This is a genomic window from Microcystis sp. M083S1 (genome assembly GCF_020246405.1).
Classification (GTDB): Bacteria; Cyanobacteriota; Cyanobacteriia; order Cyanobacteriales; family Microcystaceae; genus Microcystis; species Microcystis aeruginosa_C.
Window position 1 is genome coordinate 1 of sequence record NZ_JADBTB010000157.1, and the last position, 9,120, is coordinate 9,120.

Below are 9,120 nucleotides of genomic sequence, written 5' to 3' on the forward strand. Positions count from 1 at the left end.
CCCCTTGATCCCCCCTTAATAAGGGGGGTGCTGATCCCCCCTTGATCCCCCCTTAATAAGGGGGGTGCTGATCCCCCCTTGATCCCCCCTTAATAAGGGGGGTGCTGATCCCCCCTTGATCCCCCCTTAATAAGGGGGGTGTCTGACAATTTTTAAAATCTACCTACTTAGAAATAATCTTACTTGAAGAAGGCTTCCCTAAAAAAAAAATCTAGGTGCGATCGCTATTAAGTCAACCGCACCCCAAACTAATACAAATGCTCACATCTAGCTGACATCATCGTGAGCGAAACGATTATAGAGGAAGTCGAGGGCATAGTTACGCAGACGATAATATTCAGGGTCCTCCATAATTCTCTCCCGATCGCGGGGACGGGGGAAATGAATATTCATCACTTCGCCGATTTTCGCTTCCGGTCCATTGGTCATCATCACCAGCTTATCAGCGAGGAAAAGGGCCTCATCGATATCGTGGGTAATCATCAACACCGTACAGCGTTTATCTTGCCAGATTTTCAGCAATTCTTCCTGTAATTCCTCTTTGGTAATCGCATCCAAGGCACCGAAAGGTTCATCGAGAATCAACACTTCCGGACGGATAGAAAGAGCGCGGGCGATCGAAACCCGTTGTTTCATCCCCCCGGAGATTTGGGGAGGGGTTTTGTCCATAGCTTCGGTTAAACCCACCATAGCTAAATGTTCCCGCACGATCGAGCGTTTTTGTGCCTCTGGAGCATTGGGAGACACCGCATCTACCGCGAGATAGACATTTTCAAAAACACTTAACCAAGGCAATAAAGCATAGTTTTGAAACACTACCATGCGATCGGGCCCGGGTTTAGTAATTTTCTTACCGTTAACTTTAACGATGCCATCAGTGGGAGAAGAAAAACCCGACACCATATTTAATAGGGTGGATTTACCGCAACCGGAGTGACCGATCACACAGATAAATTCACCTTCATTGATGCTGAGATTAACATCCTTGAGGACAGTGTAGGGGCCTCTAGGAGTGGGATAAACCTTAGAAACTCCTTCAATGGTGACAAAAGCTTCTTTACTGGGGGTCTGGGTTGCTCGGTTAACGGTGTCGGTGGTAGTGTACATGATTAGTCTTTGGGGGAAATTAGTTAATAGGAGCAATGGCCGGGGATAATTGGTTAGGAATTATCCCCTTAGTCGATTTTTAGGCAATTTTGCGAGATTCACTGGCACTAGGACGAGCATCAATAGCCACTTCGGCCATGGTGACGTTTTGTTTGATCTCTAAACTATTGAGATAACCGATCGGATCCTCGGCATCAAACTCGATACCATCGAATAAAAGGATCGGTGTGCGACGATATTTAATATCCCCTAGACCCAATTCCCGGGCTGCGGTACTAAAGACACCCACCCGACAGACTCGTTCGAGAATTTCTACCCAGTTACGGGGGAAAGGAATGTGGCCCCAGCGTGCCATTTGGGTCATCATCCAGAGGTGTTCGGTACGACTGGGACGATTGACTCCATCCCCAAAGAACAGATGGTGTGCATATTCTTTCATCGGTCGATCGAGACTGCACGCGTAGGAGTTGGGATCACCTAGTTGGATATAATCTATATTGGTACTAAGGTACTGACGACTAGCGAGGATTTGACGAATTTCTTCCTGATTCCCTTCCTCGGCACAGTAGCGACAACCTTCCAGCAGTGCTTTGACTAAAGCGACATGGGTATTAGGGTATTTATTGGCCCAATCTTCCCGGACTCCCAGGGCCTTACCCGGGTGGCCCTGCCAGATTTCTAAGTCGGTGGCGACGGTGTAACCGATACCCTCCATGGCGGACCTGAGATTCCAAGGTTCACCGACACAGTAACCGTCAATACTACCGGTTTTCAGGTCGGCTACCATTTGGGCCGGGGGAATAGTTTCGAGGTGAACATCTTTATCGGGGTCAATTCCCGCTGCCGCTAACCAGTAACGCAGGAGCAAATTGTGCATCGAGGAGGGGTGAACAATGCCAAAAATATGGCGCTGCTCCTTCGATTCCAATAGCATCTGTCTTAAGGCGTTACCGTCAATCACTCCCTCGTCATAGAAGCGTTTAGCGAGGGTGACACCGTTACCGTTACGAGTCATAGTCAGGGCGCTGACAATCGGCAAAGGTTGCTCCTGATAACCACCGACGGTTAACCAGGTGGGCATTCCCGAAGGCATTTGCGCCCCGTCGAGGAATCCCCCCGCGATCCCGTCCACAATGCCTCGCCAACTGGTTTCCCGGACCAAATTCACCTCATCTAGACCATGTTTAGTGAAGAATCCCTTTTCTTTGGCCACTGCTAGGGGCGCGCAAGCGGTGAGGGGAACAAAACCGATTTCTAGATTGACTTTTTCTAAACCGTGACGGGCAATTACTTCGACTTTGCGAGCGCGTAGTTTTTTGATCCGTTTTTGTTGGTTGAGGAAATAGATAATCTCACTCCGGAGACTGTAGTAACTGGGGTGTTCCACCACTTCCATGCGTTTGCGGGGACGGGGGATATCTACTTCCAAAATACCGCCAATTTTTGAGCCGGGACCGTTGGTGAGCATGACGATGCGATCGGATAATAGCACCGCTTCATCCACATCGTGCGTCACCATTACCGAGGTCATTTGGTATTCTTCGCACAGCTGCATTAACTGTTCCTGTAGATTACCTCTAGTCAGGGCATCTAACGCCCCAAAGGGTTCATCTAAAAGTAGGACTTTCGGACGAATGGCTAGGGCGCGAGCGATCGCTACCCGTTGTTTCATCCCCCCCGATAATTCGTTGGGACGTTTATCCACTGCATGACGAAGATTGACCAGATCGATATATTTTTCGACTTCGGCTTTTCTTTCTTCTTCTGATAGTTGGGTGAGAACTTGATCGACGGCCAGAGTGATATTTTCTTTGACGGTTAACCAGGGTAAAAGGGAATAGTTTTGGAAGACTACCATGCGATCGGGACCTGGTTTTTTAATGCTTTGACCTTGCAAAGTCACCACCCCTTCCGTGGGCAAATCTAAACCAGCAATCATGTTTAAGAGGGTGGATTTTCCGCAACCGGAGTGACCGATAAGGGAGATAAATTCCCCTTTTTTTATCTGTAAATCGATACCTTTCAAGGCCACATATTCACCGCCACCACTGAGGGGGAATACTTTATCGATGTTATCGACAGCGACAAACAAACTCATAGTTTTTTTCTCCTTAAATTTCCTCAAGTTTCAGTTATTTAGAAATGGGGAAACTTTCCCCATTGATTCCCTATTGACGAACGATTTGATTTTGCAACCAAGCCATAAAGCGATCGAGTAATAAACCCACACCACCGATATAAAACAGCGCGAGAATAATATCGCTGATGTAGTTATTTTGGTAGGCATCCCAGATAAAGAAACCGATACCGACGATACCCGACATAACGATTTCAGCGGCGATAATCGCTAACCAAGCTAAACCGATCGCAATTCTCAAACCAGTGAAGATGTAGGGAAGAGCCGAGGGAATTAATATCTTGAAAAAGAATTTTTTGCTGGACAATTGCAAGACTTGTTTAACGTTGATATAGTCTTGGGGAATTTGTTGGACACCGACGGTGGTATTAATCAAAATCGGCCAAACTGCGGTAATAAAGATAACGAATAAAGCAGCTGGTTGATTTTGTTGTAAAGCGGCCAAAGATAGGGGAACCCAAGCAAGAGGAGGAACTGTTCTTAGGAATTGAAAAAGGGGATCGAGGGCCTTATTTAAGAAGGAATTTAAACCGACCATAATCCCAACACCAATACCCACCACTGCGGCAAAAGAATAACCGATTAATACCCGTTGCAGACTGGCTAAAGTTTGCCAGAATAGTCCCTTATCAATGCCTCCACGATCAAAGAAAGGATACATTAAATAAGTACGGGTACGCTCATTGGTGATTAGGTCGGATGGGGGGGGTAATTTGATTAATCCCACCATCGAGACTAATTGCCAAACAATCAGAAAACCCAGGGTACCGATAATCGGGGGAAGAATGTCATGGGAATGCTTTTTCCAGAATTTACCGAAGTTGAAACCACCTTTACCTGTTCTGCTGACGCTACTTGCCATTTTGCCGTTTTCCTTTGTTGAAGATAAAGTTACTTGATTGGGAAGAGAAGAAAACATTTTTGGGATTAATAGACTAGATATTTTATGCCCCTAGCCTATCGAGAAAAGCTCGCTATTTTTTGATCGCCAAACTATCGAGATAAGCTTGGGGATTGGCAGGATCAAAAGTTTTGCCATCAAAGAATTTTTCGACACCGCGGGAGGTACTGGTGGGAATATCGGCTGCGGGAACTCCTAATTCTGTGGCTGCCGCTTTCCAAAGATCCTCGCGGTTAACTTTGTCGATTAATGCTGAGGCAGTGGTTAAAGTTTCTTTCGGCAAGAAACCCCAACGAACACTTTCGGTTAAAAACCAGAGATCATGACTCTTATAGGGATAGGAAACGCTACCGGCGGGATCTTTCCAGTAGAAAACCCCTTTATTTTTGTCGGTGATTTCCGGTTTACCGTCACCCATTTTCTGCATTCCTTTGAGGGGACCGGCGATAATTTCTTCTTTGAGGTTGAAATAAGCCGGTTTAGCGAGAATTGCCGCCGCTTCTGCCCGATTTGCCTCCTGATCGAGCCATTGCTGCGCTTCCATAATTCCTTTTAACACCGCTTTGGTGGCTTTCGGGTTTTTATCCACCCAATCGGCGCGGACAGCGAGGTATTCTTCCGGGTGATAGGGCCAGATTTCTGCGGTTAAAGCTGACATAAAACCGATCTGATCAGCCACAATTCTCGCCGGCCAAGGATCACCGGTACTAAACGCATCCATGGTTCCGGTTTTCATGTTGGCCACGGTTTGGGCTGCGGGTACGGCAATTAGGTTAATATCCGTATCGGGGTTAATACCACCGGCGGCTAACCAGTAACGAATCCAGAAGTCCTGATTAGCTTTCGGGAAAGTATAGGCGGCTTTGAAGGGAGTTCCCGTCGTTTTCATGCCGAGGATGTAATCTTTGGCGGGTTTTAGGTCTAAACCGATATTTTTGCCCTCGTGTTTACCTGCGATCGCAATTCCGTTACCCTGGGTGTTTAACTGCGCCAACACATACATGGGGACTTTAACGTTATTTTTGGTGATTAGTCCCTCGGAAATTAGGTAAGGCATGGGCATTTGCCACTGTCCCCCGTCAATTCCGCCCGCATCTGCCCCAATTTCCACGTTATCTCTAGCAGATCCCCAGTTTGCTTGTTTGGAGACTTCCACATCGGCCATCCCGTATTTAGCAAAAAAGCCTTTTTCCTTGGCAATAATTAAGGGTGCGGCCTCAACGATAGGAATATAACCTAATTTAATTTTGGTGGTTTCAGGAGCTTGTTCCGGGGCGATGGCGACGGGAGAGGCTGCCGGGGAAGCGGGCGCGGTGGTGGTGGTTCCACCCGTACTGTCGGGGGGATTACCCAAACAACCTTTGAGGACAACAGCCCCTGCGGCTGAAACCGCCGCCGTGGTTAAAAATTTCCGTCTCGAAAAATTTGACATAGAATCTCCTACCTGCTTGCTAAAGCAAATATGTGTGCTGAATTATGGGTAAAGGAATCCCTCGCTAAACTTCCCTTCTAGCCCGTGCTATAGAAATTTAGCTATGGAATATTGAATCTTGATTGAACTTACTAAATAAGTCTAGCGGAATTTGGAAAAAATAATTAATCCGAGCGAGAATTTTATTTACAAAAATTTAATTCGATTGATAAGAATTAATTAAGACCATTGATATATCTAGCTTCTAGCCACTTAAAAAGGTTTCCGTAGGAGCGCCGGCGCAGGGGAGTGGGGAATTATGAATTATGAATTATGAATTATGAATTGGGGAGAGGGGAGAGGGGTGATGGGGAGCAGGGAGGTGGGGAGAAACAACAAAACGAGCCAAGGGTGAGTTTTAGGAATGCGGTTCCTTCCGGCTTGGTAGAATGGACAATATGCTTTCACCCCAAAGTAATGACCAGATCTAAAAAGCCGAAATCACCGAACTCCTCTGATTCGCCTACCTCTCCTTCCTTGGCTCTGTCTTCCCTACATTTTCGTCTCCAAGCTTTAGAGGAGGAGCATCAGTGGCTCCTCAAGCAGATTGGCAGAAAACGCAACGAACTGAAGAAATTCCTCGACCAGATGCGTTCCCTGGCGACGGAGATTTTCCAGAGAGGGCAACCCCTCTATCAAAAACTTACCGACCTCGACCGCGAAATACACGCCCTTTTTGACGAAATCCTCACTGCTAGAAAATTGGGGCAGCAGACAAAAAAAAGGATTCTCGGAATTTACGAGACACTTCAGTTAACGGGGGTGATTAGCCCAAAATTTGAGGATGGAGATGAAGAACTAGACGAACTTTTCGGAGACGAAGAGTCGGAAGGATCATCGGAGCAATCCGCGCAGGATTTCTTCTCTGGGGGAGACTCCTACGGCCGTCACGATGATGGAACAGAGCTATCACCTGAAAGCTCGCCTAAATCTCCCGAATCTAGACAAATACGCCGCACTTTCCTGAGAATGGCTGAGATTTTTCACCCCGACAAGGTTACGGATCCCGAAACTCGGATGCGTCACAATGAGATCATGAAGGAGGTCAACCGTGCCTATAAAGAGGGAGATATTGCCAGACTGCTGGAAATCGAACGACAGCATCAAATGGGGGACTCTTTCGCGGTTGAAGGCTCATCGGAAAGCGACCTCAAACGACAGTGCGAGAGGGTTGAAACCAATAACGAACTACTTAAAAAGCAATACGAGAACCTGAAAAGAGAACTGCGCTCGGTGCGAAATACCCCGGAAGGCGAGATGGTGAGGGCCAGCCGCGCTTGTGAGAAGGATGGCATCGACCCGATTGAGCAAATGCTAGAGGAGATGAAATTACAAGTTCAATCCACCGAAAAAATCTATAATTTTGTCCGTGACTTCCGCGATAAAAAGATAACGGTTAAAGAGTTTCTGCGCGGACCGGTCAGGATGGGCAGAAGCCCGGAAGAGATGGAAGACATTCTTGATCAACTTCTGGAGCAACTTCGCGGAATCAGCCGTTAAAGAGAGAAAGCCAATATTTAGGGTTTGCGGCAAAAAGTTTCTTGTGGGGGCAGGGTGTGGGGTTTTACCTAATTTTTAAATCCGTTGAGTAACCCACAGAAAACGGGTTTCTCGGAGAAACCCGTTTTCTACTTATGCAAAAGACAAAAGGGGGAATAAATAATCAGTTTTTAATAACTGGATTTAGTATAAAATTTAACATTAACGCCATTTTCTCAAAAAAATCGACCCGCCTAAGAGCGGGAAAGAAAGGAAAAGAGAAAAAATAGGGAATAAGGGTAAAAAGGGAAAAAAGAGAAAAAGGGTTACAAAGTCCTCCCAGCACCGCACACCACCCGAAAACCGTAGTCGCCGCTGTAGTCGCGGCGGTAGTCGTCGTAGCGGGAAGCGGAACGGCAGTTAAATGGATCGATGTACCAAGAACCGCCCCGCAGAGAAGAATGATTATCATACCCATTTTCTGTCCAGACACTGCCATCCCTCGGCGCACCGTCATAGTTATCGTGCCAGGTATCGGCGCACCATTCCCAGACATTGCCGTGCATATCGTACAGTCCGAAGGCATTGGGGGAAAATTGTCCCACAGGAGTCGTTTCTTCTCGATATTCTCCTTTGGGTTCATCAGCGTAGGTTTTGCTGGCATTGTAGTTAGCCAATTCCCCCGTAATGGTTTCCCCAAAGTGAAAGGCGGTTGTTGTCCCCGCTCTACAAGCGTATTCCCATTCCGCTTCACTCGGTAGTCGGTATTCCCGAACCGTTAGTTTCGATAATCTCGCACAGAATTCGATCGCATCGTACCAGTTGACTTGTTCCACGGGTCTATCCCAGCGCGTGGGCGATCCCCCCCTAGCCCCCCCTTCAAAAGGGGGGGAATCGGAAGCCCCCCTTAAAAAGGGGGGTTTGGGGGGATCTTTAAAGTAGGAAGGATCAGGATCAAGGTCTTTTTCTACTTTTAAATCGGTGCGAGAGGCAACTGCTCTCCACTGGGCCTGGGTGACGGGATATTTACCCATGAAAAAGGGGGGGACAGTTACTTGATGTTGAGGACGTTCATCATCAAAACTATCTTTCTCATTTGCTGGTGAACCCATCGTGAAAGTTCCCCCCAGTATGGCAATCATTTCTAGGGTGATGTCGTTGCCCAAATCTTGGGTGAAATATGAGGCTTCAGCCTTTTCTCGTTCGACTTCCTGACCTTTGGCATTTACTTTTACCACATCAAATGTCATTGTGTTGATTTCCCCTAAATGTTATCTCACTTGCCTTTAACCAAACTTTCTAATTCCATTATCTTTCCCTCGACATCAAGCCACTACAGTGGCACCCCTGAGATAATCTTCTAGTTGGCGATCATTGTCGTGGCTGAGATTGCCTAGAGGTAAAGTTTCGACGCTAAAAGCTCTCACCTCGCTAACTTCTAATGTATCTTTGATCTGAAAATTCCCCGCCGCTGTCACTTCAATTAACAATGAAATGGAGTGAATACGCGGATCACGCTCAAAAGAGGAATAAACCCCGACTAAACGCCCTAAACTGACTAAATTTAATCCTGTTTCCTCTTTTAATTCCCTTTGGGCAGTATTAAAAATATCTTCCCCCCAATCGACCATCCCTCCCGGTAGGGCCCATTTGCCGGTGTCTCTGCGTCGGATTAAAACAATTGTACCATCAGCAAGCAGCGGAATCATTGTCACCCCAGTTACAGGATGACGAAAGATAATTCCCATCACACTTTTAATAAAATGCCAAACACGACCCATATATAAAGCTAAAAAATAAAAAAAGGGGACGGGATTACTGGAGTTAGGACTTTTGCCTATTGCCTATTGCCTAACACCTATCCCCCAACCCCTAACAATATCAATCTTGACATCCTCGCCGCCCTAAAAGTGCGGCGATTCCTAAACCTCACGATTTAAGTTTCTGCTTCCACCACCGTCGCATACCACAGTTAAAAAACCATGTACTGTCTTACACAGAGTCCACAGACTTTCGCCCCATTTC

General features: G+C 46.8%; 6 protein-coding genes and 1 pseudogene. 1 reads left to right on the top strand and 6 read right to left on the bottom strand.

The annotated features are described in order from the left end of the window. Window positions 1-267: 267 nt before the first annotated feature. From IM450_RS14890 to IM450_RS14905, 4 genes are all read right to left on the bottom strand, one after another. Window positions 268-1,107: a nitrate ABC transporter ATP-binding protein gene (locus IM450_RS14890; RefSeq protein WP_002800908.1), complete on the bottom strand. Its 840-nt coding sequence runs from the start codon at window positions 1,105-1,107 to the stop codon at window positions 268-270. Between the two features lie 79 nt (window positions 1,108-1,186). Further along, complete coding sequence (locus IM450_RS14895) at window positions 1,187-3,205, bottom strand: ABC transporter ATP-binding/substrate-binding protein (RefSeq protein WP_287668069.1); 2,019 nt, start codon at window positions 3,203-3,205, stop codon at window positions 1,187-1,189. Between the two features lie 70 nt (window positions 3,206-3,275). Then, on the bottom strand, window positions 3,276-4,106 hold the full coding sequence (ntrB, locus tag IM450_RS14900; RefSeq protein WP_103112714.1) for a nitrate ABC transporter permease: 831 nt from the start codon (window positions 4,104-4,106) through the stop codon (window positions 3,276-3,278). A gap of 112 nt (window positions 4,107-4,218) precedes the next feature. After that, entirely contained in the window at window positions 4,219-5,577 is a 1,359-nt protein-coding gene (locus tag IM450_RS14905; protein WP_287668072.1) for a CmpA/NrtA family ABC transporter substrate-binding protein, read from the bottom strand. Between the two features lie 456 nt (window positions 5,578-6,033). On the opposite strand from IM450_RS14905, the gene IM450_RS14910 reads away from it, so the two are divergent. Continuing rightward, window positions 6,034-7,116, top strand: coding sequence for a molecular chaperone DnaJ (locus IM450_RS14910; RefSeq protein ID WP_287668076.1), 1,083 nt, complete (start codon window positions 6,034-6,036; stop codon window positions 7,114-7,116). 305 nt (window positions 7,117-7,421) lie between these two features. Here the strand turns inward: IM450_RS14910 and IM450_RS14915 are convergent. Together IM450_RS14915 and IM450_RS14920 are read right to left on the bottom strand one after the other, a co-directional pair. Continuing rightward, window positions 7,422-8,354 (bottom strand): annotated as a pseudogene (locus tag IM450_RS14915) (formylglycine-generating enzyme family protein); the annotation flags it as partial. A gap of 66 nt (window positions 8,355-8,420) precedes the next feature. Further along, entirely contained in the window at window positions 8,421-8,876 is a 456-nt protein-coding gene (locus IM450_RS14920) for an NUDIX hydrolase (RefSeq protein ID WP_002764310.1), read from the bottom strand. Window positions 8,877-9,120 lie beyond the last annotated feature (244 nt).